This is a genomic window from Actinomycetospora succinea, from assembly GCF_004363095.1.
Classification (GTDB): Bacteria; Actinomycetota; Actinomycetes; order Mycobacteriales; family Pseudonocardiaceae; genus Actinomycetospora; species Actinomycetospora succinea.
Window position 1 is genome coordinate 68,718 of the sequence record NZ_SNYO01000003.1, and the last position, 26,251, is coordinate 94,968.

The 26,251-nt window shown below is 76.9% G+C and carries 27 protein-coding genes and 1 tRNA gene; 12 read left to right on the forward strand and 16 right to left on the reverse strand.

Going from position 1 to position 26,251, the window contains the following annotated elements:
* Window positions 1-5: 5 nt before the first annotated feature.
* From EV188_RS11565 to EV188_RS11585, 5 genes are all read right to left on the reverse strand, one after another.
* Window positions 6-725 (reverse strand): type II secretion system F family protein, encoded by a 720-nt coding sequence (locus EV188_RS11565; RefSeq protein ID WP_243741631.1) that lies wholly within the window; start codon window positions 723-725, stop codon window positions 6-8.
* A complete protein-coding gene (locus EV188_RS11570) occupies window positions 722-1,543 on the reverse strand; it encodes a type II secretion system F family protein (protein WP_166659843.1) in 822 nt (273 codons plus the stop codon). The genes EV188_RS11565 and EV188_RS11570 overlap by 4 nt, the downstream gene beginning before the upstream one ends.
* Window positions 1,540-2,844, reverse strand: a complete 1,305-nt coding sequence (locus EV188_RS11575) for a TadA family conjugal transfer-associated ATPase (RefSeq protein WP_133826446.1) — start codon at window positions 2,842-2,844, stop codon at window positions 1,540-1,542. Before EV188_RS11575 ends, EV188_RS11570 begins: the two co-directional genes overlap by 4 nt.
* On the reverse strand, window positions 2,841-3,941 hold the full coding sequence (ssd, locus tag EV188_RS11580) for a septum site-determining protein Ssd (RefSeq protein WP_243741632.1): 1,101 nt from the start codon (window positions 3,939-3,941) through the stop codon (window positions 2,841-2,843). Before ssd ends, EV188_RS11575 begins: the two co-directional genes overlap by 4 nt.
* Window positions 3,942-4,130: 189 nt before the next feature.
* On the reverse strand, window positions 4,131-4,868 hold the full coding sequence (locus EV188_RS11585) for an oxidoreductase (RefSeq protein ID WP_133826447.1): 738 nt from the start codon (window positions 4,866-4,868) through the stop codon (window positions 4,131-4,133).
* A gap of 191 nt (window positions 4,869-5,059) precedes the next feature.
* Between EV188_RS11585 and EV188_RS11590 the strand changes: the two genes are divergently transcribed.
* From EV188_RS11590 to EV188_RS11605, 4 genes are all read left to right on the forward strand, one after another.
* A complete protein-coding gene (locus EV188_RS11590; RefSeq protein WP_133826448.1) occupies window positions 5,060-5,713 on the forward strand; it encodes an acetate uptake transporter in 654 nt (217 codons plus the stop codon).
* A gap of 19 nt (window positions 5,714-5,732) precedes the next feature.
* Window positions 5,733-6,179, forward strand: a complete 447-nt coding sequence (gene arfB, locus EV188_RS11595) for an alternative ribosome rescue aminoacyl-tRNA hydrolase ArfB (protein ID WP_133826449.1) — start codon at window positions 5,733-5,735, stop codon at window positions 6,177-6,179.
* A 179-nt stretch (window positions 6,180-6,358) separates the two neighbouring features.
* On the forward strand, window positions 6,359-6,838 hold the full coding sequence (locus tag EV188_RS11600) for a phage holin family protein (RefSeq protein WP_133826450.1): 480 nt from the start codon (window positions 6,359-6,361) through the stop codon (window positions 6,836-6,838).
* Window positions 6,839-6,852: 14 nt separating this feature from the next.
* Window positions 6,853-7,767, forward strand: coding sequence for an alpha/beta fold hydrolase (locus EV188_RS11605; RefSeq protein ID WP_133826451.1), 915 nt, complete (start codon window positions 6,853-6,855; stop codon window positions 7,765-7,767).
* Between the two features lie 146 nt (window positions 7,768-7,913).
* On the opposite strand, the gene EV188_RS11610 is transcribed toward EV188_RS11605, so the two are convergent.
* From EV188_RS11610 to nth, 4 genes are read right to left on the reverse strand one after another with little or no spacing between them, the layout of a single operon-like run.
* The gene (locus EV188_RS11610; RefSeq protein WP_133826452.1) at window positions 7,914-9,110 is read right to left on the reverse strand and encodes a MarP family serine protease; all 1,197 of its coding nucleotides are present in this window, start codon (window positions 9,108-9,110) and stop codon (window positions 7,914-7,916) included.
* Window positions 9,107-9,850: an NUDIX hydrolase gene (locus tag EV188_RS11615; RefSeq protein WP_133826453.1), complete on the reverse strand. Its 744-nt coding sequence runs from the start codon at window positions 9,848-9,850 to the stop codon at window positions 9,107-9,109. The genes EV188_RS11610 and EV188_RS11615 overlap by 4 nt, the downstream gene beginning before the upstream one ends.
* On the reverse strand, window positions 9,847-10,494 hold the full coding sequence (locus EV188_RS11620; RefSeq protein ID WP_243741633.1) for a TlpA family protein disulfide reductase: 648 nt from the start codon (window positions 10,492-10,494) through the stop codon (window positions 9,847-9,849). Before EV188_RS11620 ends, EV188_RS11615 begins: the two co-directional genes overlap by 4 nt.
* Window positions 10,491-11,177, reverse strand: coding sequence for an endonuclease III (gene nth / locus EV188_RS11625; protein WP_208114199.1), 687 nt, complete (start codon window positions 11,175-11,177; stop codon window positions 10,491-10,493). The genes EV188_RS11620 and nth overlap by 4 nt, the downstream gene beginning before the upstream one ends.
* Window positions 11,178-11,389: 212 nt before the next feature.
* On the opposite strand from nth, the gene EV188_RS11630 reads away from it, so the two are divergent.
* Together EV188_RS11630 and EV188_RS11635 are read left to right on the forward strand one after the other, a co-directional pair.
* Entirely contained in the window at window positions 11,390-11,638 is a 249-nt protein-coding gene (locus tag EV188_RS11630; protein ID WP_133826455.1) for a hypothetical protein, read from the forward strand.
* 248 nt (window positions 11,639-11,886) lie between these two features.
* Window positions 11,887-12,561 (forward strand): Crp/Fnr family transcriptional regulator, encoded by a 675-nt coding sequence (locus EV188_RS11635; RefSeq protein ID WP_116708603.1) that lies wholly within the window; start codon window positions 11,887-11,889, stop codon window positions 12,559-12,561.
* On the opposite strand, the gene EV188_RS11640 is transcribed toward EV188_RS11635, so the two are convergent.
* The 6 genes from EV188_RS11640 to sp36 form a co-directional block, all read right to left on the reverse strand.
* Window positions 12,558-13,376, reverse strand: a complete 819-nt coding sequence (locus EV188_RS11640; protein WP_243741634.1) for an MBL fold metallo-hydrolase — start codon at window positions 13,374-13,376, stop codon at window positions 12,558-12,560. The two genes, EV188_RS11635 and EV188_RS11640, sit on opposite strands and share 4 nt — an antisense overlap.
* Window positions 13,373-14,188 carry an NUDIX hydrolase gene (locus EV188_RS11645; RefSeq protein ID WP_243741635.1) on the reverse strand — a complete coding sequence of 272 codons (816 nt, stop codon included), beginning with the start codon at window positions 14,186-14,188 and terminating at the stop codon, window positions 13,373-13,375. The genes EV188_RS11640 and EV188_RS11645 overlap by 4 nt, the downstream gene beginning before the upstream one ends.
* A gap of 152 nt (window positions 14,189-14,340) precedes the next feature.
* Window positions 14,341-17,010 (reverse strand): hypothetical protein, encoded by a 2,670-nt coding sequence (locus EV188_RS11650; RefSeq protein WP_133826456.1) that lies wholly within the window; start codon window positions 17,008-17,010, stop codon window positions 14,341-14,343.
* Window positions 17,003-17,614 carry a hypothetical protein gene (locus tag EV188_RS11655; protein WP_133826457.1) on the reverse strand — a complete coding sequence of 204 codons (612 nt, stop codon included), beginning with the start codon at window positions 17,612-17,614 and terminating at the stop codon, window positions 17,003-17,005. The genes EV188_RS11650 and EV188_RS11655 overlap by 8 nt, the downstream gene beginning before the upstream one ends.
* A gap of 154 nt (window positions 17,615-17,768) precedes the next feature.
* Window positions 17,769-18,236 carry a RidA family protein gene (locus tag EV188_RS11660; RefSeq protein WP_133826458.1) on the reverse strand — a complete coding sequence of 156 codons (468 nt, stop codon included), beginning with the start codon at window positions 18,234-18,236 and terminating at the stop codon, window positions 17,769-17,771.
* On the reverse strand, window positions 18,233-18,400 hold the full coding sequence (sp36, locus tag EV188_RS11665; RefSeq protein WP_133826459.1) for a Sp36 family protein: 168 nt from the start codon (window positions 18,398-18,400) through the stop codon (window positions 18,233-18,235). The genes EV188_RS11660 and sp36 overlap by 4 nt, the downstream gene beginning before the upstream one ends.
* A gap of 94 nt (window positions 18,401-18,494) precedes the next feature.
* Here sp36 and bagA point away from each other — a divergent pair, with 94 nt between their 5' ends.
* Window positions 18,495-19,511, forward strand: a complete 1,017-nt coding sequence (gene bagA, locus EV188_RS11670) for an ATPase BagA (protein WP_133826460.1) — start codon at window positions 18,495-18,497, stop codon at window positions 19,509-19,511.
* Window positions 19,511-20,662 carry an ATPase BagB gene (gene bagB / locus EV188_RS11675; RefSeq protein WP_133826461.1) on the forward strand — a complete coding sequence of 384 codons (1,152 nt, stop codon included), beginning with the start codon at window positions 19,511-19,513 and terminating at the stop codon, window positions 20,660-20,662. The genes bagA and bagB overlap by 1 nt, the downstream gene beginning before the upstream one ends.
* Window positions 20,663-20,671: 9 nt before the next feature.
* Here the strand turns inward: bagB and EV188_RS32965 are convergent, their stop codons facing one another.
* Window positions 20,672-21,070, reverse strand: coding sequence for a WhiB family transcriptional regulator (locus EV188_RS32965; RefSeq protein WP_424922924.1), 399 nt, complete (start codon window positions 21,068-21,070; stop codon window positions 20,672-20,674).
* A 254-nt stretch (window positions 21,071-21,324) separates the two neighbouring features.
* Here EV188_RS32965 and EV188_RS11685 point away from each other — a divergent pair, with 254 nt between their 5' ends.
* From EV188_RS11685 to EV188_RS11700, 4 genes are all read left to right on the forward strand, one after another.
* Window positions 21,325-23,697: a penicillin-binding protein gene (locus EV188_RS11685; RefSeq protein WP_243741636.1), complete on the forward strand. Its 2,373-nt coding sequence runs from the start codon at window positions 21,325-21,327 to the stop codon at window positions 23,695-23,697.
* A complete protein-coding gene (locus tag EV188_RS11690) occupies window positions 23,694-24,680 on the forward strand; it encodes a metallophosphoesterase (protein ID WP_133826464.1) in 987 nt (328 codons plus the stop codon). Before EV188_RS11685 ends, EV188_RS11690 begins: the two co-directional genes overlap by 4 nt.
* Window positions 24,681-24,703: 23 nt before the next feature.
* Window positions 24,704-24,777 (forward strand) — tRNA-Pro (locus tag EV188_RS11695).
* 184 nt (window positions 24,778-24,961) lie between these two features.
* The gene (locus EV188_RS11700; protein WP_133826465.1) at window positions 24,962-26,236 is read left to right on the forward strand and encodes a hypothetical protein; all 1,275 of its coding nucleotides are present in this window, start codon (window positions 24,962-24,964) and stop codon (window positions 26,234-26,236) included.
* Window positions 26,237-26,251 lie beyond the last annotated feature (15 nt).

Genomic DNA, 26,251 nt, shown 5'->3' on the forward strand with positions numbered 1-26,251 from the left:
CGGCGTCATCGCTGCTCCAGCAGCGGGCCGGCGAGCCCCACGACCACCGGGATGATGCCCAGGGCCAGGAACGCCGGCAGGAAGCACAGGCCGAGCGGCCCGGTGACGAGCACGCCCGCCCGCTCGGCGCGGGACTCGACGGCGTCGGCGGCCTCGGCGCGCAGGTCGGCGGCGACGGACTCGACGACGTCGGCGACCGCGGCGCCGGACCGCGACGAGCGCCGGGCGGCGCGGGCGAGGCGGGCCGTGTCGGGCGTATCGAGGGCGGGCGCCCAGGCCGCGGCCGGGTCCGCGCCCAGCGCGACGAGGTCGGCCACGCGCCCCAGGGCCTCGCCGGCCGCCGCGGGCAGCACCGGCACGACGGCCCGGGCGGCGCGGTCGAGCGAGAGCCCGGCACGCAGGCACGCCGCGAGCTGGTCCCACGCCCCGGCGAGGCCCAGCGGGTCGGGCCGGGGGCGCGCCCGGTGCGCCTGCCACCGCGGCAACAGGGCCACCACGGCGACGCCGGCGGCGATCGTGAGCACGCCCGGGGTCCCCGCGCCGGCGGTCAGCAGCGCGAGGCCGACGGCGACCAGGGCGAGTCCGGCCACCAGGCCCTCGCGGGCGGGGCGCCGGGCCGGGGCGGGCGGGGCGACCCGGTGGTGCGCGGCGACCGGGCCCGGCGCCACCACGAGTGCGGCGGCGACCGCAAGCAGGGCGAGGGCGACGCCGGCGGACACGCTCACCGGGTCACCCCCGCCACGATCCGCTCCGTCCACGCCAGCCCGGCGCACACCAGCCCGACGCCGACGACGAGGAGCACCTGACCGACCACGCCGGTCGTGAGCACCGCCCAGGGCCGCGCGCCGATGCCCTCGCCGAGCAGCAGGCCGAGCACCGGCAGCCCGCCCAGCACCGCGGCCGTGGCGCGCGGTCCGGCCAGGCGTGCCCGCAGGCCGCCGGCCATCCGCGCGCGGGCCCGCAGGTCGTGCGCCACGGCGCCCGCAGGACCGGCGAGCGCGATGCCGTGCCGGTCGGCGAGCGCCCACGCCCCGGCGAGGCGGTCGAGGTGCACGGCGACGGCCGGTTCCCGCGTCCGCGCGGCGCGCAGGGCGGCGGGGACGTCGCCCCCGAGGTGCGCGGTGGACCCGATCAGCGTCATCACGCGGGCCGCGACCGGGTGCGCGTCGGTGCCCGCCGACGCCGCGGCCGCGGTGGGCGGAGCGCCGGCGCGGATCTCCGCGGCGAACGACGACAGGGCCTCGGCGAGCCCGGCGGTCGCGGCCGTGCGGTCGCGCTCGGCACCCGCCGCCGTGCGGTGGCGGTGCAGCGTCGCGGTGAGGGCCAGCGCGGCGAGGGCACCGCCGGGGCCGGCGACCCCGATCCCGACGACGACGGCGCCGGGCAGCAGGACGGCCCGGCGACGCAGGAGCGCCGGCAGACCGGACAGCGACACCCGCCACGAAGGCGCAGCGGGCACGGCCACGCGCAGCGGCGCGGTGGGAGCCGGCCAGCACACGAGCGCCGCGGCGAGGAGCACCAGGGCGACGCCCACCGCGCTCACGCCGGCTCCCGGTGCAGCACGGCCACTCCGGCGGCGACCGACACGGCGCGCGGCGGTCGGGCGGGCACGAGCGACGGCGGCGCGGGCTCGGGCGGCTCGGGCGGGCCCTGGGGGTCGGGCGCGCCCTCCCACGGCGGCGCCACCCCGCGCTCACGCAGCATCGCCGCGAGGTCGGCGCGCCCGACCGCCCAGCCGTCGCCGCGGGTCCAGGCCGGCACCACGACGACCTCGCCCGCCCCGTCGCGGCGGCGCAGGATGCCGACCGCGTCGAGCGTGCGCGCGCCGTCGCCCCCGCGCCGCACCTGCAGGATCACCTGCACCGCGGCGGCGAGCTGGCTGTGCAGGGCCGCCGGGCCGAGCCCGCCGAGCGCCGCGAGGGCCTCCAGGCGCGCGGGCACCTCGCGGGGCGCGTTGGCGTGCACCGTGCCCGCGCCGCCGTCGTGGCCCGTGTTCAGCGCCGCGAGGAGCTCCACGACCTCGCCGCCGCGCACCTCGCCGACCACGAGCCGGTCGGGGCGCATCCGCAGCGCCTGGCGCACGAGGTCGCGCAGGAGCACCTGGCCCGCGCCCTCGACGTTCGCCGGGCGGGACACCATCCGCACGACGTGGGGGTGCACGGGCCGGAGCTCCTCGGCGTCCTCGACGCACACGATGCGCTCGCTCGGCGCCACCTCGCCGAGCAGCGCCGAGAGCAGCGTCGTCTTGCCCGAGCCCGTCCCGCCCACCACGAGGAAGGCCAGCCGGGCGGCCACCACAGCGCGCAGCAGGGCCGCGCCCTCGGCGTCGACCGTGCCGGTGGCCGCCAGCGTCGCGAGGTCGTGGCGGGCGGGGCGCAGCACCCGCAGCGACACGCACGTGCCGTCGGCGGCGACCGGGGCGAGCACCGCGTGCAGCCGCACCCCGGAACCGGGCAAGCGGGCGTCGACGTAGGGGCTGGCGTCGTCCAGGCGCCGCCCGGCCGCGCTCGCGAGGCGCTGGGCCAGGCGGCGCACGGCGTCCTCGTCGGGGAACGACACCGCGGTGCGCTCGAGGCCGGCGCCGCGGTCGATCCACACGGCGTCGGGCGCGGTGACGAGCACGTCCGAGGTGCCCGGCTCGCGCAGCAGCTCCTCGAGCGGCCCGGCCCCCACCAGCTCGCGCTGCAGGCCGCGTACCGCCGTCAGGACGTCCGCGTCGCCGACCACGCCGCGCGCCTCGGCCCGCACCGCCGCGGCGAGCTCGCCGGCCCCGGCCTGCCCGCCGGAGGTGACGAGGCGCGTCCGGACCCGCTCGACCAGCGGCGTCTCCGGCGCGGCGCTCATGCCGCCCGTCCCCGGTCGGCGACGGCGTCGAGCGCATCGACCACGGCCCGTGCGGCGTCCTGCAGCGGCCCGCGGCGCACTCCCGGCACCCTGCCCTGCTCGAGCGCCCGGTCCAGGCCCGGCTCGGCGTCCACGGACGCGAGGACGTCGAGGCCGAGCGCGTGCGTCACGTCCTCGGCGTCGAGCCCGCCGGGCGCGGGCCCGCGGACGACAAGCCGCAGCACCACCCCGCGCTCGGCCAGCGGCTCGATCACGCGGGTCGCCGCGGCCACCGCACGGACCTCCGCCGGTACGACCACCACGACCAGGTCGGCGACGTCGGCCACCGCCAGCGCGGTGTCGGTGGGGTGGCGCGGGAGGTCGCAGACCACGACCTCGCCGGCCCGCCGCCCGGCCTCGACGACGGCGACCGCCGCGCCGGGATCGGGGCCCGCGCCGGCGCGGTCGCACGCCAGCACCGTGAGCATCCCGCCCGGCGAGGGCAGCGCCTCGTGCAGCGACGCGGCGGCGACCCGGCCACCGCCCCCGCCGCCGAGGGCGAGCCCGCTCCAGCGCAGGCCCTCGAGCTCCTCGGCGCCCGCGACGAGGTCGAGCCCTCCGCCGAGCGGATCGCAGTCGACGAGCAGCACCCGCTCGTCCCGGGAGCCGGCGTGGGCCGCGACGGCGACCGCGAGCACCGACGCCCCGGCACCGCCGCGTCCGCCGACCACGGCGACCACCCGCCCGGGCCCGGCGTCGTCGCGCGGCCCGGTGTCGGCGAGCTCGGCGACGAGCCAGTCCTCGCCCTCGGGCAGCGAGACGACGTGCTCGGCGCCCACCCCGACCGCGTGCTCCCAGAGCGTCCCCGGCGGATCGCTCCGGCACAGGAGCACCACGCCGTCACGCCGCCCGAGCCGCAGCGGCCCGACGGCGCGCGCGGCAGCCTCGTCGACCAGCACGAGCGCGGCGGTGTGCCAGCGCCGCCGCAGGCCCGGCGCGTCCGGCACCCGTTCGAGCTCGACCTCGGCGGCGGCCGCGAGCCGCACGACCTCGTCGAGGAGCTCCTCGTCGTCGGTCATCACGACCACGCGCCGGTCGTTCGCGCCAGCCATCCCCATCGCCCGTGCCCTCCCCGTCCACCGCCTGACGAGGAGCACGTTGCCGGGTCGGGAGCCGGTGCCGTGAGCAGCGGTTCGCCGCCTGTGGACCGAGGGCGGGGGTGGGGACGACCGCGCCGCACGATGGGCCGCGATCCGCGCCCGGACGCCGCAACGGAGGCGCCCGGGCGGCCGTCCTGCGCGCCTGACCTACGCGGCGGCCGCGTCCGCGATGCCCAGGCCCTCGCGGGCGCCGACCTGCCAGGCCGCGGCGCAGTGCGCGAACCAGCGCGCGAGTCCGTCGGGCTCGCCGGTGGCGAAGGCGGCGGCGGACGCGCGGTACTCGTCGGCCGCGCGGTAGTGGCCGACCTCGGGGACGGCGAGGCCCTTGGGGTCGAGGCCCGTCCCGACGGCGGTGAGGCGGGCCGCGGCGCGCGCGACGACCCCGGTCGCGGACCGGAACGGCGCGAGGGCGAGCAGCTCGCCGTGGACGACGGCGACGAGGACGGGCGCGGGCACCGACGTCCCGCCCGTCACGAGCCCGGCGAGGGCGTCGAGGCGCTCGCCCACGCCGGCGTCGAGGCGGGGCCGGCCGAGGTCGTCGTCGGTGACCCCCGGCAGGTCGGCGGCGGCGAGCACGTGCAGGCGGGCGAGCGCCTGCCGCGGCGCCGATCGCCAGGCGGACAGGAGCCCGCCGAGCGCCTCGGCGACGCGGATCGAGCCGGCGAGCACGGGGTCGTCGACCGGCCCGTCGGTGGGCAGTTCGGCGGAGCCGCCGTCGAGGCTCGCCGACGCCCGCGCCGCGCGCACGGAGGCCTCCGCGGCGGTGGCGGGCCAGCCGCGGCGGTTGGTGCGGTGGTTGTGCACCCGGGTCAGCGCCTCGCGGACGGCGTCGGCGTCGTCGGCGACGCCCGGCAGGCGGGTCAGGGGCTCCAGCGGGTCGGCCACGGCGGGACATGGTCGCAGGACGATCCCGGGGGCCCACGTCACAGCCCATCCCACACGGCCGAACGGTCCTGCTGGCAAGGGCCGGACGGCCCTGTATCGGTCCGGTCCGTTGTTTTCGATTATCCGGATCGCGAACACGGGCAGCCCCTGCCCCACGTGACCCGCAACACAGCCGACGGAGTGGAGCACCCATGTCCAGCACGACCGAGATGCGCGAGGAGCGCACCACGCGGACGACCCCGGAACGTGCTCCCGCCGACCCCACCCAGAACATCGCGGACCCCGGTCCGCTCGGGCTGGCGGCGTTCGCCCTCACCACGTTCGTGCTCAGCCTCTTCAACGCCGGCCTGGCCCCCGAGTCCCTGGAACCCGCCGTCCTGCCGTTGGCGCTGTTCTACGGCGGCATCGCGCAGTTCGTCGCGGGACTGTGGGAGTTCCGCAAGGCCAACACGTTCGGCGCCACCGCGTTCTGCTCCTACGGCGCGTTCTGGCTCGCCTTCGCCGCCTATGTGCAGTTCATCGAGCCGGAGATGGAGGCCTCGGGCGTCCCCGAGGCCGGGATCACCACGGCCACCGGTCTCTTCCTCGTCGGCTGGGCCGTCTTCACGCTCTACATGCTGATCGCCTCGCTGCGCACCACGAGCGCGCTGGTCGGCGTGTTCGCCACCCTGTTCCTGACGTTCTCGCTGCTCGCCGTCGGTGACCTCACCGGCGCCGACGCCATCGCCACCGTCGGCGGCTTCGTGGGTCTGCTGTCCGCGCTGATCGCCTGGTACGCCTCCGCGGCGGTCGTCACCAACGCCACGTGGGGCCGCACGGTGCTGCCCGTGGGTCCGCGCAGCTGAACCGGGGCATCCTCCGGGTGTGCACCCGGGGACCGACGACGTCGCGGGTGACCTCCGGGTCACCCGCGACGTCGTGCTGCCCGCGGCCACGCTGCACTGGCGCTTCTCCCGCGCCGGCGGACCGGGCGGGCAGGGCGTCAACACCACCGACTCCCGGGTCGAGCTCTCGGTGGACCTGCGCGACGCCCCGTTGCGCGACGCCGACCGCGACCGGCTGCTCGCACGCCTCGCCGGGCGTCTGCACGACGGCGTGCTGACCGTCGTCGCCGCCGACGACCGCTCCCAGCGCCGCAACCGCCGGTCCGCCCGCGAGCGTCTCGCCGCCCTGCTCCGCGACGCGCTGGCTCCCGACCCACCGGATCGCCGTGCCACCGGACCGTCCCGCTCGGCGCGTCGCCGCCGGCTCGAGAACAAGCGCCGCCAGGGCGCGGTGAAGGCGCTGCGCCGTCGCCCCACCGGCGAGTAGCCCCGTTCGGGGGAACCGCCGGAGTACCGACCGGCGTGCGGGGGAAGACCCGGGCCGAGCGTGATCAGCGCGCGGCACACCGTGTGGCGCGGAGTACCGCCGGTGACGTGGCACGATGACCGACCTCAGCACCCGCTCGACGATCCGACCCGAGCGACCGAACACCGCCAGGAGCGCCCGTGACCCGCCCCGAGCAGCCCGCCAGCGGCTCGTCCACCCCGCCGGTCGTCCCGTCGATCCCCCTCAACGCCGAGCCCGTGCGGCAGGACGGCGACGCCTCCGTCGGGTCGCTGGTCAAGGAGGTCTCGACCCACGTCTCGACCCTGGTCCGCGCCGAGGTCGAGCTCGCGAAGACCGAGATCACCGCCGAGGTCAAGAAGGGCGTGCAGGGCAGCGTCTTCTTCGTCGTCGCCGGCGTCGTCGCGCTGTTCAGCCTGTTCTTCTTCTTCATCGCGGTGTCCGAGGCCTTCAACCTGATCTGGCCGACCCAGCAGTGGGCGGGGTACGCGGTCACCTTCGGCCTGATGATCCTCTTCGCCGGGATCATGGGCCTGCTCGGCTACCTGAAGGTCCGCAAGATCAAGGCGCCGGAGCGGACCATCGAGTCCGCGAAGGAGTCGGTGGCGGTCTTCAGTCGCGGCCGCTCCGACGCCGCCTGAACACCGTCCCGGGCGTGACCTCCGGGTCCGCCGTCGACATCGCCGGCCCCTGGACCCACCGGACCGTCTCGGCCAACGGCGTCCAGCTGCACGTCGCCGAGGCCGGTCCCGACTCCGGGCCGCTCGTGCTGCTGCTGCACGGGTTCCCGGGCTTCTGGTGGGCCTGGCGCCACCAGCTGCCCGCCCTCGCGGCGGCCGGCTACCGGGTCGCCGCCGCCGACCTGCGCGGTTACGGCGACTCCGACCGGCCGCCCCGCGGCTACGACCTGTGGACGCTGGCCGGTGACGCCGCCGGCCTCGTCCGGTCGCTGGGGGCGCGCGAGGCGACGGTCGTCGGACACGGCTGGGGCGGCGCCGTCGCGTGGACGCTCGCGACGCTGCGCCCCGGCGTCGTCTCGCGGGTGGGCGTCCTCGCGGCGCCGCACCCGCGGGCGCTGCGGGCCGCGGCACGTCGGCGGCCGTGGGGTCCGGCGCTGCGCACGCTGATGTCGCTGCAGCCGCCGCGGCTGCCGGAGCGGCGGGTGCGCCGCCACGAGGGCGCCTGGGTCGCCGACCTGCTCCGCGCCGGCTCCGGGCCGGACTGGGTCGCCGCGCCGGAGTTCGGGGAGGTCGCCGACCACCACCGCGCCGCCATGCTCCTGCCCCGCGTGCCGCACACCGCGATCGAGGGCTTCCGCTGGAGCGTGCGCTCGCAGTTCCGGCCGGACGGGGCGCGCTACGCCACGACGATGAAGCGCCGCGTCACGGTGCCGGTGCTGCAGATCCACGGCGGCGCCGACCCGTGGGTGCCCGACCGCGTCGCCCGCGCCTCGGCGCGCTGGTGCGACGCCGGGCACGAGCACCGGACGCTCGACGGCGTCGGGCACTTCCCGCACCAGGAGGCGCCGCAGCACGTCACCGACGCGCTGCTGGACTTCCTCGACGGGTGATCGTGGGGGCTTTCCTGACGTTCAACGCGAGCGTGGCCGCCACGCTGACACACGGCGTGTCGCGCTAGCGAGGATGTGGCGATCCTGGCGTCAGACGCCAGCAAAGCCGCATCGCTCGCACACCTCGTGTGCGCTGGCCCGACGACTCAGGCCGCGCAGGAGCCGGTGCTGACGCGGCCGGTGGCGGTCGGGGAGGCGTCGAGGGCCGGCTTGACCTGGTCGGCGGTGAGGACGAAGCCCGTGTCGCCCTGGTCGACCGCGGCACCGAAGACGACGCCGATGACCCGGCCCTCGGGGTCGACGAGCGGGCCGCCGGAGTTCCCGGACCGGACCTGCCCGCGGATCGTGTACACGTCGCGGGTGACGGTCTCGCTCTCGTAGATGTTCGGTCCGCGCAGCTGGATCCGCTGACGGACCTTCGCGGGCGACGACGAGAACGGGCCGTCGAGCGGGTAGCCGAGCGCCACCGCGTTGTCGCCGGTCTCGGCGCTGGCGAAGTCGAACTCCAGCGGGTCGGCGTCCAGCCCGGGCACCGCGAGCACGGCGACGTCGACCTCGTCGTCGTAGTAGACGACGCGCGCCGAGCGGGTGCGGGCGTCGCCGTCGGAGGTCGGGACCTCCACCGACACCTCGTCGGTGCCGGCGACGACGTGGGCATTGGTCATCACCCGGTCCTCGCCGATGACGAAGCCGGTGCCCTCGAGCGCGCGCTGGCACGACGGCGCGCGCCCGCGGACCTTGAGCACGCTGGAGCGGGCCTGCTGCACCACGGGGTCCTCGACGAGCGCCTGCTCGGGCGGCGGCACGTCCGCGATCGGCGTCGAGGAGAACGGGCTCAGGACGTCCGGGAAGCCCGACGCGTCGAACAGCGCGCGCAGCTCGTTGGGCAGCTGGCGCAGCGGGGCGGGCATGACCGTGTCGACGCCGGCGAGCACCCGCGAGTCGCGCAGCGAGGACGCCAGCGCGGTCTCCGACGAGCCCGCCAGCGGCAGCGCGATCAGCCAGGCGACGATCAGCGCGGTGATCGCCTGCAGGATCGAGCCGAAGAACGAGTCGACGGTGCGCACGGCGGGCAGGCGCATCCGGTCGCGCAGCGCCCGACCCAGGTAGACCCCGAGCGTCTCGCCCAGCGCGACCAGCGCGACGACGAGCAGGACGCTCACGACGATCTTCGAGGTGGTGCCCTCGAAGTTGTCGACGAGCGCCGGCGCGATCTTCAGGCCCAGCAGCGCGCCGCCGAGCACGCCGAGGAAGCTCAGGGCGGCCACGGCGAGACCGTGGCGCCAGCCCGAGATGCCCGCCGCGATCGCGAGGAGCACGACGACCACGTCGACCCAGCTCACCGGATCGGCCCTCCTTCGGCCGTGTCCGGCCGGCTCGGCGCAGGGTGTGCGCTGCTCAGATCGTGCCGCTGCGCCCACACCTCGTCGAGGTCACGCACGTCGGAACCGTCCCAGGGTCTCGCCCACCCGCCCAGGGTGAGCATCCAGTCCACGAGCCCGGCCGTGAAGCCCCAGACGAGCAATCCTCCTGCGGCGAACGCAGGACCCGTGTAACCGGAGGGCCCGGTGACGCGGAACCGCGTCGCCGGGTCGGCCAGCGTCGCCACCGGCACGCGCACCACCGCGGCGGTCTCGCCGGGGTCGACGACGTGCACCGGGGACGGGTGCGACCAGTGCGCCAGCACGGGCGTCACGGCGAAGCCGGTGACCGGGATGGTCAGCGGCGGCAGGGTCACCAGCGGGACGACGCCGCCCGGCTCGAGCCCGGTCTCCTCCTGGGCCTCGCGCAGCGCCGCACCCACGGGGCCGGTGTCCTCGGGGTCGATCGACCCGCCGGGGAACGCCGCCTGGCCCGCGTGCGAGCGCATCTCGGCGGCGCGCTCGGTGAGCAGCAGCTCGGGGCCCGCGCCGTCGTCGACGAACAGCATGAGCACCGCGGCGGCGCGCCCGTTCGGTGCGGTGCCGGCGAGGCGGCGGCGGAACGGGACGTCGTCGGGACCGAGACGACGGCACGCGTCCACGAGCGGCGCGAGCCAGCCCGGCGCGGCGTCGGGGCGGACGTCCTCGCAGGTGGTCCTCACCGGGCCGCCCCTCGCGCCGCGTCGACGGCCGCGCGCACCTGCTCGGGCGTGCGCAGCACCTGCGGCGGGATGTCGACGACGCTGCCGTCGGCGCGCACGAGCACGCTCGCCGGCAGGATCGGCGGCGCGCCGAGCTTCGGGCCGACGACCTGGTCGGGGTCGCTCACCGACGGGTACCGGGCGCCGAGGCTCTCGACCAGCGCGAGCGCGGTCGTGGCGCGGTCGGCGGCGTCGACACCGAGCACCGCGACGGCGCCGGGCTGCTCGGCGTAGGCCTGCAGCGCCGGGATCTCGTCGCGGCACGGCCCGCACCACGACGCCCAGAGGTTGACCAACGTGTCGCGCCCGCCGAGCGCGGTGGCGAGGTCGACCCGGCCCGGCGCTCCCAGGCAGTCCAGCGTCACGCCCGCGAGTGCGCCGACGGGGGCCGCGCCCGGCACCGGGGCCGGGCAGGGCTCGAGCTCGGCCGCCGCCCGGGCGTCGGCGAGCGCGCCCGGGTCGTCGGGGCCCGCGTCCGGCGCCGGCTGGAGCACCGACGAGGACTCGGCGGCGGGCGGCGCGGCGTCGCGCGGCCACAGCGCGATGACCCCGACGACGGCCAGCACCACGACCACGAGCGTGGCCCGGATCTCGGCGCGGGTCACCGCTCGAGGCCGACGAGGGCGAGGAGGTGGTCGGCGTCCGGGCCCTTGACGAGCTTGGCGGCCTTGACCGGATCGAGCTCGCCGGTCTGCGACGACGGGCAGTCGCGCCGCAGCGAGCAGGCGCCGCACGCGGGCTTCTTGGCGTGGCAGACACGGCGCCCGTGGAAGATCAGCCGGTGGGACAGCATCGTCCAGTCCTTGCGCGGGATGAGCTCGCCCACCTCCTTCTCCACCTGGACCGGGTCCTCCGACGCCGTCCACGCGAAGCGGCGCGCGAGGCGCCCGAAGTGCGTGTCGACGGTGATCCCGGGGACGCCGAAGGCGTTGCCGAGCACGACGTTGGCGGTCTTGCGCCCGACGCCGGGCAGCGTCACGAGGTCCTCGAGGCGCCCGGGCACGACGCCGCCGAAGCGCTCGACGAGCGCGGCGCCCAGCTTCGTCACCGACTCGGCCTTCGCGCGGAAGAAGCCGGTGGGCCGCAGGATCTCCTCGAGCTCCGTGCGGTCGGCGGCCGCGAAGGCCGCGGCGTCCGGGTAGCGGGCGAACAGGCCCGGCGTCACCCGGTTGACCGTCACGTCGGTGGTCTGCGCCGAGAGGACGGTGGCGACGAGCAGCTCGAGCGGTGACGTGAAGTCCAGCTCGCAGTGCGCGTCGGGGTGCGCGACCGCGAGCTCGCGGTCCATCCGCCGGGCCCGCCGCACCAGGGCGAGTCGGCTCTCGTCCCCGACGGCGCGGGCTGCCCTGCTCACCCACCCAGGGTAGGACGCGGCCCCGCGGCGCTCGGCCGGGCCCGGTGCCCCTGAGATCGGAAGCGCTGGTGGGAGCGTTCCCGCGACACGCCCGACGGGCCCCCGGTGCGTGACGCCACAGGTCGGTGCGGGACGATGCGCTCACCATGACCGCCTGGCTCGCCATCCTCATCCCCCTGCTGGTGATGGTCTTCGCGCTCGGCATGGAGCGCCTCGAGACCCGACTGCGGTCGGGCACCGTGCGCGAGGACGAGGTCGAGGACTTCCTCGAGCGCGCCCGCCCGGACGAGGTCAAGGCGCTGTTCCGTCAAGGGATCGGCGGCGCGCTCCAGTTGTTCCGCCTCCGCAATCTCGGGAAGCGCGGCGGTCCCCGACGAACCAAGGAACGGGCCTGACGCTCACGCACGGCAGCGACGCCTCGGAGATCCCGGGGGCTATGATGGTCCGATCGGGCGAATGCGCGGCGCGAGCTCGAGGGATCGACCCCGATGCGGTGAGTCCCGAGGGCCTCCCGCAGCGAGATCATGGGTAGAAACGTGACTATGCTGCTGGCGCGAACGTGACCGGCGACACAGAGGTGCGGACGCGGGCCGACGGCCCGGGGCCCGCGCGCAGGTGAACGAGAGTGGGCGAGGAGCGCACGGTGGACGAGGTACTGGCGCGGGCCGGGATCTTCCAGGGGGTCGACCCCGCCGCGATCGAGGTGCTCACCGAGTCCCTCGAGCGCGTGGAGTTCCCCCGCGGGACGGTCATCTTCAACGAGGGTGAGCCCGGCGACAGGCTCTACATCGTGTCGACCGGCAAGGTGAAGATCGGCCGCCGTTCCCCGGACGGTCGCGAGAACCTGCTGTCGATCTTCGGCCCGTCCGACATGTTCGGCGAGCTCTCGATCTTCGACCCGGGCCCGCGCACCTCGACGGCCACGACCGTCACCGACGTGCGCGCCTACACGATGGACCGCAACGCGCTCCGCGAGTGGATCGCCCAGCGACCCGAGATCGCCGAGCAGCTCCTGCGCGTCGTCGCCCGCCGGCTGCGCCGCACGAACAACCTGCTGGCCGACCTCATCTTCACCGACGTGCCCGGTCGCGTCGCCAAGGCGCTGCTGCAGCTCGCGCAGCGCTTCGGCTCGCAGGAGGCCGGCCTGCTGCGCGTCACCCACGACCTCACGCAGGAGGAGATCGCCCAGCTCGTCGGCGCCTCCCGCGAGACCGTGAACAAGGCGCTGGCCGACTTCGCCGCCCGCGGCTGGCTGCGCCTCGAGGGCAAGAGCGTCCTCATCCTCGAGCCGGACCGTCTGGCGCGCCGGGCCCGCTAGGAGTCGACCCGGCGCAGGTGCTCGAGCTGGGCGGCCACCGACTGGTCGGCCGCCGGCCAGAGCGACTGGTCGACGTCGGCGTAGACGATCTCGACGACCTGGCGCGGCGCGGGCTCCGGACCGAGCTCGCGCAGCGCCGCGCGCACCTGGTCGAGCCGCTCCTCACGGTGGCGCAGGTAGTAGCGCGCCGTGTCGCCGGCGTCGGGGAGGTCCGGGCCGTGCCCGGGCAGCAGCGTCGTGCCCGGCGGCAGCTCGGCGAGGTACCGCAGCGAGGCGAGGTAGTCGGTGAGCGCGCCCTCGTAGTCCCCGAGCACGGTGGTGCCCCGCCCGAGCACCGTGTCGCCGGTGAGCACGCTGCCGTCGTCGTCGACCACCAGGCACAGCGAGTCGTCGGTGTGGCCCGGGGTCACGAGCACGCGCAGGTCGAGCCCCGCGACCGCGAGGCGCTCCCCCGCGCCGAGCCCCTCGGCGCCCAGGGTCAGCTCCGGGTCGAGCGCGCGGACCGGCGCGCCGACACGCTCGGCGAACGTGCGGGCGGCCTCGGTGTGGTCGAGGTGGCGGTGGGTCAGCACGACGAGCTCGACGGGCCCGCAGGCGGCGAGGCGGTCGAGGTGGACCGTGTCCTCGGGACCCGGGTCGACCACCACACAGCCCGGCTGGCCCGGCGCGCGGAGGATCCAGGTGTTCGTGCCGTCGAGCGTCATCGGCGACGGGTTCTCGGCGAGCACCACCGACGCGGCCTCGGTGACCGGACGCAGCTCCTCGTAGGCCGGGTGCTCCGGCGCGGCGGGCCCGGGGACGACGCGCCCGCTCACGCCTGCCCCCCGAACGCGTGCGCCGGCACCGCGATCCCGACCCGCTCGTCGCCCGGGCGCAGGCTCGGGGTGATCGGCTCCGGGCGGCGGCCGGCCGCCGACGCCAGCAGGGTGGCGACGTCGGGGGCGGCGGCCAGTTCGGTCAGCACCGCCCAGGTCGGCGGCATCAGGCCCCGCTCCTTCGCGTCCCACTCCCGCAGCGCGCGCGACGGCGCGCACCAGCCGGCGCCGACCGCCTCGCTCGTCTCGCCGTCGGGCTCCTGGCCCTCCGGGACGGCGGCGACGAAGAACGCGGTGTCGTAGCGCTTGGGCATGACCTCCGGGGTCAGCCAGCGCGCCCAGGGCCGCAGCCGGTCGGCGGCGACGCGTCCGGCGACGTCGCGCAGCCCGACCTCGCGCGCCACCAGGCGCTCCCGGGTACCGGCCGCCGGCGCGTCGACGTCGGCGAACAGGACCCCGGTCTCCTCGTAGGTCTCGCGCACCGCGCACGCGAGCAGCGCGGCGGCCTCCTCGGGCGTGGTCCCCCAGCTCGCCGCGGCCTCCACCGCCGCGCCGGTGTCGACGAGCCCGTCGGCCAGCGCCGTGCGGTCGCCCCCGTCGAGGCCGCCGCCGGGGAACACCGACATGCCGGCCCCGAACGCCATGCTGTCGGCGCGCTGGAGCAGGAAGACCTCGAGGCCCTCGGCGCCGTCCCGCGCCAGGATCACCGACGTCGCCGCTCGCAGCTCGCCCGGCGGTCGGCTCCCGAGCTTGTCGAAGGCGGGCCGGTCCATCCCGAACCGCGGGGGCAGGTCGACGAGATCGGTGGTCACCCGCAAGACCCTAGGCGCGGGAACGGTCGGGCAGCGCGACGGAGGAGCGCTGTCGGGCCGTCTCCTCGTCGCCGGAACGGCTCCGGCGCGGGAACGGTCGGGCAGCGCGACGGAGGAGCGCTGTCGGGCCGTCTCCTCGTCGCCGGAACGGCTCAAGCTCCTTGCGTCGGGCCGTCCTCGTCGTCGTGATCCGCCCGACGCGGCAGGCCGTGCCCGTTGACGGGGCCGTGCCCGTTGGTGCCCGCGGCCCCGGGCGGCGGGCCCTGCCACGAGCCGGTGCGGCCCGGTCCCTGCGGACCGGTCGGGCGGGGCCGGGGCGCGGTGGCCTCCTCGGACCCGGGTGGTGCCGCCGGCGGGCCCGCGGGCGGGCGCCCGAGCAACGGGTCCGGGCTCTCGGGCGCGAGGCGCTCCCGCGAGGCCAGCTCCTCGTGCAGGCGCGCCAGGAGCTCGCGCTCGCGCTCGGAGAGCTGCACGTCGAAGGAGTCGGGGCCCGACGAGGCGGGCGGGCGCGGTGCGGACGGCGCGGACGTCTCGGGCGGGGCCTGCTCGGGACGCTCCACGGGGCCGGTCGCGGCGTCGCCGGAACGGTCGTGTCCGTCGGCCTCCGGGCCGTGGCGGTGGCCGTTGGTCGGCGCGGGCGCGGCCTGGGTCGGCGGGTCGACCGGCATCTCGAACTCACCGGTCTCGCTGCGGCTGTGCCGGGCGCGCCGCACCTGGCCGTCCGCGGCGGCGGGCGTGGTCCGCGGGCCGACGACGGGCATGTCGCCGGTGGCCGCGTCGGGGTCGACCGGCGCCTCGGCGGACGCGTCCCGCCCGGGCGCCTCGTCCAGCGGCGACCCGGGGAACTGCTGGGCCGTCGTGACGGGCTCGTCCTCGCCGGGTCCGAAGGTCGGGCCGACCGGGCCCTCGCTCCACCTCGAGATCGGGTGCTGATCGGAGAGGATCTCGTCGGGCGGCGGCACGCGCCAGAGCGCCGCGATGCGCTCCGCGGTGACGTCGGGGTCGAGGTCGACCGGTGCCGGCTCGGGCGGCGCGACGGGCTCGGGAGCGGCGGGCGCGGAGGGGGTCTCCTCGCGCGGGGCGCTCGCGGCCGGTGGCGTGACCGGCGGCGTGACGGGTGCCTTCGCGATCGACGGGCGGTCGCTCTGACCGGTGGTGTCGCGCTGTGGGAGCCGCGGCTCGGCGCGCTCCAGCGGATCGCGACCCGCGGAGGCGACCGTGCGGTACTCCTCGTCGGCGGCCTCGACCGGGGCCGCGGCCGCCTCGACCTCCGGCTCGTCCGCGGGCGTGGCGGCAGCCGCGGGCGTGGGCACACCGAACGGCGGCACCTCGTCGCCGGCCGGGGCCCCGAACGCCGGGACCTCCTCGCCGCGGCGCGCGGACGGTGCGGGGTCCGGCCGGCGGGGGCGCAGCGGCGTCGCCGGGCCGGACGGCGCGAACGTCGACGACCCGGGGACGACGCGGGCGGACAGGCCCGGCGAGCGCACGGCCGCGGTCTCGCCGGACGCGGGCGCGGCGTCGAGCGGGCGGGCGGCGCGGACCGCGGCCCGGTGGTAGGCGGGGAGCTCGGCCCCGGCCGCGAACACCTCGACCGACACGGCCCCGTGCTCGCGCGCGGCGTGCGCCACGTGGTGGGCGACGTGCTCGCAGTCGTCGACCGAGTGGGTCTCGACGAGCACGACCCGGTGGGGCACCGGGCCGGGCGCGGTGCCCGCCGGGGTGGTGCGCCAGCACTGGTGCACGCGCTGCACGCCGGGCAGGCGCGCGGCGGCCCGGGCCACGGCCTCGCCCGCGCCGCCCGCCCCGGCGGGGCCCGACGGGGGGTCGGCGGTGAAGCGGTGCTCGTCGCGCCGGTCGGCCTCGGGGTCGCGGGGCAGGGCGTCGACCAGCTCGGGGTCGACGCGGGACGCCGCGAACCAGCGCCCCAGCACGGCGTGCTCGCGTGCGGTGACGCCGGCGCCGGCCGCCAGGAGGCAGCCGCCGAGCAGCTCCGCCGCGGCGGCCTCGTCCTCGACGGCGACGAGCTCGCGCACCGAGGTCAGGGCGTCGTCGTCGATCCGGCCGGCCAGCGAGAGCAGCACCTCGTGGCGCCCGCCCGGCTCGGAGGGACCGCCGCCGGGGCGCGGGTCGTGCCCGCCGCGGGCGGCCGGTGGCCCGGACGGCCGCCCGGGCGGGCCGGCGTGCGGGTCGCGGACCTCGGCCTCGACGGGGCGGGTCCCGAGCCACGGCTCGAGCCCCTCGTCGCCGGTGGACCGGTCGTCGGGGTCGGGATCGGCGTCGGCGACGGCCGCGGCGACGCCGGCGAACACCCCGGCGTCGTCGTCGCGGGGCGGCTCGACCGGCTCGTCGACGGCCGCCGGGATCACGGGCGGCTCGTCGACGACCTCCGGCACCAGGGGCGGCCCGTCCTCCACCGCCGCCCGCTCCAGCGCCGCGAGGGCCTGCTCGGCCAGCGCCCGCTGGGAGACGGGCTGCTCGGGCACATCCTCCACCGGCTCGGACGGCTCCGGGGTCAGCGCTGCGGACGCCGCCGACGCCCGCTGCCGCCGCCGCTCGGCCACCCGGCGCCACGCGGCGAGCGCGACCGGGTCGCGGTCGGGCCGCTCGGTCCCCGCGCTCTCGGCGCCGTCGTCGCGGACCGACCAGGGCGGGAGGTTCGCGAGATCGCCGCCACCGCCGGCGAGGCCGCCGAGCTCACCGAGCCCGCCCAGCTCGCCGAACCCGAACCGCCCGATGCGCGGCGGGTCCTCGGCGCGGCGGCGCGCGAGCCCGGGCGCCTCGAGGTCCTGGTGGTCCTCGCCGGTCATGTCACGCTCAGCCATGGCCCACCAGCTCCCCGGCCTGCGCGCCGAGCCCGGCGCGGGTGGGCGAGGGCACGCGGCCCTCGCTGGAGCGCCACAGCACCTCGGAGGCGGCGAGCGCGGCGCGGTGGTACGGCGCGCCGGCGCTCGACGCGCCGAGCACCTCGACGCACGGATCGGCCTCGCCGCGTGCCCGCAGCGCGCGCTGCACGGCGCCGGCGAGGGCCGCGCGGTCGGCGGTGCCGTCGGCGGCGACGAGCACGATGCGCACCGGCCCGTGGGACCCGGAGCGCCAGGCCCGGCGGATCGCGGTGACGCCGGCGGTCACGGGGGCGAGGGCGCGCAGCACCAGGTCGGTGTCGTCCCACCCGGGCCCGGCGGCCGGCTCGACGAAGGTCGCGGCCGGCTCCGGCGCGGCGTCGACGTGCAGCACCGCGTCGACCAGCCGCGCGGGCCCGCCCCAGGCGAGGACCGCGGCGCGCAGGCGCGCCCGCTCGTCCTCGGTGACCCCGACGCGGTGGCGCAGCAGCGCGCGGGGCAGCGCGGTGCGCAGCGCGACGTGGGCGCCGCAGGACAGCCAGTCGCGCAGGCGCCAGAGCAGGCGGTCCGGCAGTCGCCCGGCCATGGCCAGCAGGACGTCGTGACACGCCCTCTCGGCATCGCTGGACGACGCGGTCCCGGATCCGGTCCCGGTCCTCGATTCCACGCTCTGCGCTCCGATCCGCCCGCGGCGTCCGCCGCCCGACCCGCCCGGGGTGCCGGGTGGGTCCGCTTCCAGCTCACGTGAGGTCGACGACGACCTCAACCTCGACCGGGGCGTTCAGCGGCAGCGCCGCGACTCCGATCGCCGAGCGGGCGTGCTCGCCCGCCGAACCGAAGACCGCACCCAGGAGCTCCGACGCACCGTTGACCACACCGGGCTGACCGCCGAACCCGGGCGCGGAGGCCACGAAGCCGACGACCTTGACCACCGACGCCACCGCCTCGAGCCCCACGAGGGCGTCGATCGCGGCCAGGGCGTTCAGCGTGGCGATGCGGGCGTAGGCGGCCGCGTCGTCGGGGTCGACCTCGGCCCCGACGAGCCCGGTGGCCGGGAGCTCGCCGCCGACCAGCGGCAGCTGGCCCGAGGTCCACACCTGGTTGCCGGTGCGCTTCGCCGGGACGTAGACGCCCTTCGGCGCCGCGACGGGCGGGAGCTCCAGCCCGAGCGACCGCAGCGCCTCCCGGGGACCGCCCGCTCCGGTCATGGACGAGGCTTTTTCAGGTACGCGACGTGCTGCTCACCCGTCGGCCCCGGGAGCACGGTGACCAGCTCCCAGCCGTCCTCACCCCACTGGTCGAGGATCTGCTTGGTGGCGTGGGTGAGCAACGGCACCGTCGCGTACTCCCACTTCACGGCGTCCGCAGTCATGTCCGCGAGGGTAGAGAAGTCCCCCGACGCCGCTGTGACCCGGACCCCGTGCACACCGCCCGCGAGGCTCGCCGACCGGGCCTAGGGTGGATACGTGACCGATCAGCACTGGCCCGCCGCCCTCGCCGAGGCCCGGCTGCACGTGGTGAGCGGCAAGGGCGGCACGGGCAAGACGACGCTGGCCGCGGCGCTGGCCCTGGCGCTCGCCGCCGGCGGCCGCCGCACCCTGCTCGTCGAGGTCGAGGGCCGGCAGGGCATCGCCCAGGTCTTCGACACCCCGCCCCTGCCCTACGCCGAGCAGCGCATCGCCGTCGCCCCCGACGGCGGCGAGGTCCGCGGGCTGTCGGTGGACGCCGAGGCGGCCCTGCTCGAGTACCTCGAGATGTTCTACAACCTGGGTCTCGCCGGGCGGAGCCTGCGGCGCATGGGCGCGATCGAGTTCGCGACGACGCTGGCGCCGGGCCTGCGCGACGTCCTGCTGACCGGGAAGGTCAAGGAGTGCGTCGGGCGCACCGTCGGCGACGGGCGCGGCGGACGGGGCCGCGTGCCGCTCTACGACGCCGTCGTGCTGGACGCGCCGCCCACCGGCCGCGTCGTCAAGTTCCTCGACGTCACCAAGGCGATGGGCACGCTTGCGCGCACCGGGCCGATCCGCACCCAGAGCGAGGGCGTCGTCGAGCTGCTGCACTCGTCGCGCACCGCCGTGCACCTGGTGACCCAGCTGGAGGACCTGCCGGTGCAGGAGACGCTCGACACCGTCTCCGAGATCACCGAGGCCGGGCTGCCGATGGGCGCGGTGCTGGTCAACCGCGTCCGGCCCTCGCGCCTGCCGGCCACCGCGCTCGCCGGGGCCGCCACCGGTGCCGGCCTCGGCGCGGGGCTGCGCTCCGGGCTGGAGGCCGCGGGGCTGTTCCTCAAGGACGAGGAGGTGGACGGCCTCGTGAGCGAGACCGTCGAGCACGCCGAGCGCGTGCAGGTCGAGAAGGCCGTCCGCTCCGGGCTCGACGCCGCCGGGCTGCCGCAGCTCGAGCTGCCCGAGCTCACCGAGGGCGTCGACCTGGGCGGGATCTACGAGCTCGCCGAGCTGCTGCGCGAGCAGGGGGTGCGCTGATGGCCGACACGGCACGGTCGGGACGGCCCCGCCACCTCGACCTCGACGCGCTGCTCGCCGACCGCGCCACCAAGGTGCTCGTGTGCTGCGGCTCCGGCGGCGTCGGCAAGACGACCACCGCGGCGTCGCTCGCGCTGCGGGCCGCCGAGCAGGGCCGGCGGGTCGTGGTGCTGACCATCGACCCCGCGCGCCGGCTCGCCCAGTCGCTCGGGCTCGAGGAGCTCGACAACGAGCCGCGCACCGTGCCGGGCGCGCTGTCGCCGGGGTCCGGGACGGGCGAGCTCCAGGCGATGATGCTGGACATGCGCCGGACCTTCGACGAGATGGTCTCCGGGCACACCACGCCCGATCGCGCGCAGGCGATCTTCGACAACCCCTTCTACCAGACCATCTCCACGTCGTTCTCCGGGACGCAGGAGTACATGGCGATGGAGAAGCTGGGGCAGCTCACGGCCGCGGGCGATTGGGACCTCATCGTCGTCGACACCCCGCCCTCGCGCTCCGCGCTGGACTTCCTCGACGCCCCGCAGCGGCTCTCGTCGTTCCTCGACGGGCGCATGATCCGGCTGCTCTCCGCGCCCGCCCGCGCCGGCGGCAACGCGTTCCGCAAGATCGTCGGGTCGACGTTCAACCTGTTCGCCAAGGCCGTCTCGACGATCCTGGGCGGGCAGATGCTGGCGGACGCGTCGGCGTTCGTGCAGGCCTTCGACACGCTCTTCGGCGGTTTCCAGGAGCGCGCGAACCGGACCTACCAGCTGCTGCGCGCCCCGGGCACCTCGTTCGTCGTGGTGGCCGCGCCCGAGCCCGACGCCCTGCGCGAGGCGAGCTACTTCGTCGAACGCCTCTCGGACGAGCGCATGCCGCTCGCGGGCCTGGTGCTCAACCGGACCCACCCAGTGCACGCCACGCTCTCGGGCGCCCGCGCCCGCGAGGGCGCCGAGACGCTCGAGGCCTCGCGCGGCGACGAAGTGGCCGCCGCCGTGCTCCGGCTGCACGCCGACCGCGTCGAGACCGCGGAGCGCGAGCGCAGGGTGCTGGGCCGCTTCACGCGCGCGCACCCGACGGTGCCGATCATCGACGTGCCCGCCATGGCCACCGACGTGCACGACCTCGACGGTCTGCGCGAGATCGGGCGCCGCCTGGCGTCCTGACGGTCGCGCTCAGCCCGCCTGTCGGCGGCCGGTGTCCGGCTTCGCCTCCGGGGCGGGGCGGGGCGCCCGGCGCTCGCGGGCCGCCGGGGCCTGCGGGTTCGCCGGCGGGCTCGCGGCCGCTGCGCGCCGCGCGGACTCGAGCAGCGCCGCCCACGAGATGACGTCCGGGCGCCGCTTGAGCAGCGCGCGCCGCTCGCGCTCGGTCATGCCGCCCCAGACCCCGAAGCGGATGCGGTTGTCCAGTGCGTGCGCCAGGCACTCGGTGCGCACCGGGCAGGACCGGCACACCTCGCGGGCGTCGCGCTGCAGGGCACCCTGCACGAACAGGGTCTCCGGGTCCTCGTCACGGCAGCGCGCGGAGTGCCGCCAGTCGATCGAGGTCGCCGCGGCCGTCGACTCACCTGTCACGTCGTGTCCCCACCCTCTGTTCCCCGTGCGGGCCCCTCGTCCGTGGACACACCTCCCCGCAGGTGGTCCCCGTGCGCGCTCCGGATCGGTCCCCGGGCGCGGCCGGCCCGTCATCGGGGTCTGACGCAGACTAGGAGCGCGCGGTTCCCCTCACAACGGAATCGGAAGGATCCGTGACGATGCGTGCGCGTGGGGCCACGCCGGGCCTGCCGCACCGACAGGCCCCATACGACGCACCGCGTACCCTCGTCGCCGTGGCGAGGGGCGGAAGAAGCGTCGGTGCGAAGGTTCGGCCGATCACGAAGCTCCTGGCGGTCTGCCTGGTCGCCGGCGTGATCGCGGCGGGGATGGCCTTCCCGTTCGTGGGCGGCGTGGGGCTGCTCTCCAACGACGCGAGCGACACCGTCAACGCGACGTCGTCGGACCTCGCGGCGGGTCAGCTGCCCGGGGTCACCACCGTCACCGACAACCAGGGCGCCCCGGTCGCCTACCTCTACGAGCAGAACCGCACGCCGGTCTCGCTGCAGCAGATGTCGCCCGCCATGCGCGGCGCGATCGTCGCCATCGAGGACCGCCGGTTCTACGAGCACGACGGCGTCGACTGGACCGGCACGCTGCGCGCGCTGGTGACCAACCAGACCGCGGGCTCCACCCAGCAGGGCGCCTCGACGCTGACGCAGCAGTACATCAAGAACTACCAGCTCTACGTCACCGCGCAGACCGAGTCCGAGCGCCTGCAGGCCACCGAGCCGACGTACGCCCGCAAGCTGCGCGAGGTCCGCGTCGCCCTGCAGCTCGAGCGCGAGCTCGCCAGCGGGCGCACCAAGCGCGACGCCAAGGACGAGGTGCTCGAGCGCTACCTCAACATCGTCTTCCTCGGCAACAACTCCTACGGCGTCGCCGCCGCCGCGCGGACCTACTTCAACACCACGCCCGACCGCCTGACGATCCCGCAGTCGGCGATGCTCGCCGGGATGGTGCAGTCGACGACCCAGTTCGACCCGACGCGCCACCCGCAGGCCGCGACCGGCCGGCGCAACGAGGTCATCAACCAGATGCTGGGCCAGGGCATGATCACCCAGCAGCAGGCGCAGGAGGCCGTTGCCGCGCCGCTGGGGATCGTCGAGCCGCTGGCGACGCCGCCCAACGGCTGCATCGGCGCCGGCAACGCCGCCTTCTTCTGCAAGTACGTCGTCGACTACCTGGGCGAGTCGGGCATCTCGTCCGAGCAGGTCAACCGGGGCGGCTACACGATCCGCACCACGCTCGACCGCAACGCCATGAACGCCATGCAGCAGGCGCTCGACAGCGAGGTCCCGGCGCGGCAGCGCAACGTCGCCGACGTCATGGCGACGGTGCAGCCGGGCCGCGAGAAGCACCGCGTCGTCGCGATGGGCGCCAACCGCGTCTTCGGCGTGGACGGCAGCGCCCTGCAGACCAGCTACGGGCTGCCGTGGGAGCCGGTGAACCTCGGCGCCGGCTCGACGTACAAGATCTTCACCGCGGCCGCGGCCCTGCAGGAGGGGCTGGGCATCAACTACCAGATGCCGATCCCGCCCGACGGCTACGCGTCGCCGATCTACCGCGACGGCTCTGGGCGCCCGTTCCCGGTGCGCAACGCCGAGGAGGGCCTCGCCCCGTTCCTGAGCATGACCGACGCGCTCGCGCAGTCGCCGAACACCGGGTTCGTCAAGCTCATGGAGACCACGGGCGTGCCCCCGGTGGTCGACATGGCGGTGAAGCTCGGCCTGCGCTCGCTCGCCGACCCCGGCCCGAACGGGGTGTCGATCGCCGACACCGCCCGCGCGCAGAACCAGGGCTCGTTCACCCTCGGCGTCACGCCCACCAGCCCGCTCGAGCTCGCCAACGTCGGCGCCACGCTGGGCTCCAGCGGCATGTGGTGCCCGCCGAGCCCCATCGAGTCGATCACCGACACGAGCGGCGCCCCGGTCCCGGTGGCCGAGCAGCCCTGCGAGCAGGTCGTCGACCCGGCGCTCGCCGACACCCTGATGACCGGCCTCAGCAAGGACGACCAGCCCGGCGGCACCGCGGCCTCCGCCGCCGGCGCCAACGGCTGGAACCGCCCGCTGTCGGGCAAGACCGGGACCACGCAGAACAACCGCTCCGCCGCGTTCGTCGGCTTCAACCAGCAGTACGCGGGCGCGGTCATCACGTTCGACGACTCCTCGTCCCCGCGGACGCTCTGCGACGGCGGCGGCGACAGCCCGCCGTTCCCGTGCGGCGACGGCAACCTCTTCGGCGGCACCACCCCGGCCCGCACGTGGTTCAAGGCCATGAACCCGCTGTTCGCGCCGCTCCCGGTGGCCCCGCTGCCGCCGACGAGCCCCCGCTACCTGCAGGGCGGGTCGAACGAGCAGATCCCCGAGGTCGTCGGCGACCAGGCCGACGAGGCCACCGAGGAGCTGCAGGACGCCGGGTTCCGGGTGTCGCAGCAGGCCGTCGGCAACCGGGCGCCCGCGGGCACCGTGGTCGGCCAGAACCCGCGCGGTTCGGTGCTGCCCGACCAGGTCGTGACCCTGCAGGTGTCCAACGGGACGGTGCCCGCGGCGCCGTCGCCGCCGGCCGGTCCGCCGCTCGCCGGCGCCGCGAACGGAGGAGGCGGATGAGCGGGCTCCTGCGCCGCACCGTGCAGCTCGGGGCCGGCGTGACCGCGGCCGGCGCGCTCGGGCTCGGCTACGCCGTCGGGGTCGAGCGGCAGTGGTTCGCGCTGCGCCGGGCCCGCCTCGAGGTGCTGGACCCGGTGACGGCGGCCGGACGCACCCTGCGCGTGCTGCACATCTCCGACCTGCACCTGCGGCCCGGACAGCGCCTCGAGCGCCGGTTCGTCGAAGGTCTCGCGGCCCTCGAGCCGGACCTCGTCGTCGACACCGGCGACAACCTGTCCCACACCCGCGCCGTGCCCGAGGTGCTCCGCGCGCTCGGCTCGCTGCTCGACCGGCCCGGCGTGGTCGTCTGGGGCAGCAACGACTACCACGGGCCGAAGCCGAAGAACCCCAGCCACTACCTGTTCCGCCCCCAGCACCGGGTCCTCGGCCCCGAGCTGCCGTGGCGCGACCTGCGGGCGGCGTTCCTCGAGCACGGCTGGCTCGACGCGACCCACGCCCGGCACACGCTGACGGTCGGCGGCGTGCGGATCGCCGTCGCCGGCGTCGACGACCCCCACATCGGCCGCGACGACCACGACCGCATCGCCGGCCCCGTCGACGAGCCGTGTGACCTGCGCCTGGGCCTGACCCACTCCCCCGAGCCGCGGGTGCTCGACGCGTTCGCCGCGGACGGCTACGACCTCGTGCTCGCCGGGCACACCCACGGCGGCCAGCTGCGCCTGCCCGGCTACGGCGCGATCGTCACCAACTGCGGCGTCGACCGCTCCCGCGCCCGCGGTGCGTCCCGCTGGGGCGAGCGCATGCGCCTGCACGTCTCGGCCGGTCTGGGGACCTCGCCGTACGCGCCCGCGCGCTTCGCCTGCCGCCCCGAGGCGACACTGCTCGAGCTCGTGCCACGGCCGCAGGGCGCCGGCGCGGCCCGCCCGGGCGCGCCCGCCCGGGAGGGGCATCCCCCGTCGGCCCGCTCGGGGGCGGACGGGTAGAGTCTGTCCTGCGCGATCGCCTCCGGGGTGTGGCGCAGCTTGGTAGCGCGCCTCGTTCGGGACGAGGAGGCCGTGGGTTCGAATCCCGCCACCCCGACACCGCCGCAGAAGGCCCCCATCCACCGCGTGGATGGGGGCCTTTCGTCGTTCCGGACCAGTGAGTTGGTTCCCTCGTCAGCACTAAGCACTTGGCGGTCTCTGTCCGGTAACGACACGATGTCGCTCGACGATGGCCCTTGTGCATCACCCTGTCGGGGGGCTGTCACACGATCGGGGACCTCATGCGACACGGACGGGCATCACTTCCGCCCGCGGGACGGCACGCCGCGTCGGCGGAGCCGGCGCTGCCGCCTGCGCACGACACGGACGCTCCGGCGCCGCCAGCCGGCGGACGGCACTCGCGGCCCGGCACGGCCGACGCCGCCGACGGGTCCGACCGGCGTCTGCGCGCGGTGCCGGACCTCGGCGAGACGCCCGGCGACCGCCGCCGCGACGACGAGCCCCGCCGCACCCCGCGCCTGGCCGACATCCTCGCCGCCTCGTCGGCCGAGTCGCCCGCGCCGCCGGCCGCCGACCGCCGCTCCGGCGCGCGCCCGTGGCTCGACGTCCTCGACGCCCCCGACGGCGCGAGCTCCGTGCCCGCGCCCCGCCGCGCCCCCGAGCCCCGCTCGCCCGGTCGCGCCGCCCCTCCCGTGCCCCCCGCGGACCACCCCTCGGTGCCGAGCATGGCGCCGGCCCCCCGCACCGCCGCCCGTCCCGCCGGCCCCGCGCGTCCCGCCCCGGCCGACACGACCGCCGTCGTGCCCCCGCGGACGGCGATGACGACCGCGCACCGGCCCGCGCCCGCCGCGCCCACGGCCGCCACGCGCACCACGGCAACCGCCACCACGACCACCCAGAAGGTCGACGAGCCCGCCGCGCCCGCCCGGCGCCCCGCCGCGCGCCGGTCGGACCCGTCCGAGATCGCCGCGCGGGCCACGACCACGCTGATCAGCTCCTCGCCGAGCGGGCGCCGCCGGGCGAACCGGACCGAGCGGGCGGTCATCGTCCCGCCCGCTCCGCCGCTGGAGAGCGCGACGCAGGGCCCGGCGACGCCGGTCTTCGCCGACGGCACCGGGCGCCGCGCCAAGCGCTGGCGCACGGCCGCGATCGCCGCCACGGCCATCTGCGCGTCCTACGTCGGCGTGGTGGCCGTCGGTGCCGTGGCGGGCCCGGTCGGGCCGACCGCGGCGCCGACCCTGCTCCCGCCGCCGACCCTGGCCCCGCCCGCGCCGACCGTCGCGCCGCCGTCCGTCGACGCCCGCAACATCGCCGAGGTCGAGCCGACGACCACCGCCAAGCGCTCGGCCCGCGCGACGACGACGAAGCGCCCGACGCCGAAGACCACCACGCCGCGGGCGCAGCGGGTGACGCCGCGGACCGCCGTCGTGGCGCCCGCGCCCGTGGTCCCGGTCGCCCCGCAGCGCCAGGCGCCGCAGGTCCAGCAGGACGACGACGAGGACCGGGGCGGCGGCCAGCAGGAGGGCGTCGCGGCGAACGGCGCCCAGGCGACCTGAGCCGCGCCCGGCGCC